Source organism: Streptomyces swartbergensis (genome assembly GCF_002148965.1).
GTDB classification, from domain to species: Bacteria; Actinomycetota; Actinomycetes; order Streptomycetales; family Streptomycetaceae; genus Streptomyces; species Streptomyces swartbergensis.
This window is the reverse complement of sequence record NZ_NGFN01000765.1, coordinates 1-908: the sequence shown is the minus strand read 5'-3', so window position 1 is coordinate 908 and position 908 is coordinate 1. Positions and strand designations below refer to the sequence as shown.

At 74.9% G+C, this 908-nt stretch carries 1 protein-coding gene; it reads right to left on the bottom strand.

Annotated features, from left to right (window positions below; all coding sequences use genetic code 11):
* Positions 1–128 precede the first annotated feature (128 nt).
* On the bottom strand, positions 129–908 hold a 780-nt coding region (locus CA983_RS44185; RefSeq protein ID WP_341866744.1), incomplete at its 5' end, for a hypothetical protein.

Genomic DNA, 908 nt, shown 5'->3' with positions numbered 1-908 from the left:
GCTCGCCTCGCCCACCCTCCCCGGCAAGACGAACCTGCTGCTCCGCTGGACGGGCGCGGACGGCGCGGACGCGCGCTACCTGCCACTGCCCAACCCACTGCGCGGCCCCTGAGAGCCGAGGCTCGCGGTCAGGGTGAGGGTGGCCGTCCCTGACCTGACGCCGTCGCCGTCGGGTCCGGCTCGTGGGCGGGCGGGGCCTCGTCGTCCAGGTCGCCGCGCAGGGCGGCGATGACGAAGGCCGTCATGGAGGCCAGGCCGAGCAGCGCGAGCGGTCCCCAGATCGCCGGGATCACCCACAGGGGCCAGCCGTTGGCGGACTGCGCCCACAGGGTGAACAGAGCAGCGAGGGCCATGCAGACGCCGTGCCACCGCACTACGACGGCTGCCTTCGCGTGCCGCCGGTCGCCCCGCGCGAACAGGGGCCACGCACCGCCGACCAAGGCGGGCAGACCGAACGCGAAACAGGCCAGCGCGCCGCCGAGGCGGTCCTCGGGCCAGCCCACGGGCCCGTGGGACGTCTGCTGCCGCCGCCCGTCGGCGTCCCGTACCTCGACGACCTGCCCGTGCCAGATCAGGCCGACGACCTTGTCGCCCGGCTCCAGCTCCGACAGGACCGGGTCGGTCTGCCGGAACGTCACGTCCCAGGGCTTGCCGGAGGGCAGCAGCAACTCCGCCTCCGGCGAGCCGTTCCGCCTCCCGCGGTTCAGGTCGGCCTTCCGCACGGTGAACTCCTGCTCCCACCGGCACCCCGACGCCTTCACCGGGACGGACGCGCAGGCCGGCGCGGCACGGAACTCCCGCTCCCGGTCCAGCGCCCCGCGGACCTCCAGGGCCATGGCCACTCCGACGACGAGCGTCACGAGCCCCATCAGCAGCCACACCACGCTGCCCGGCCCCTGCCGTCTCCC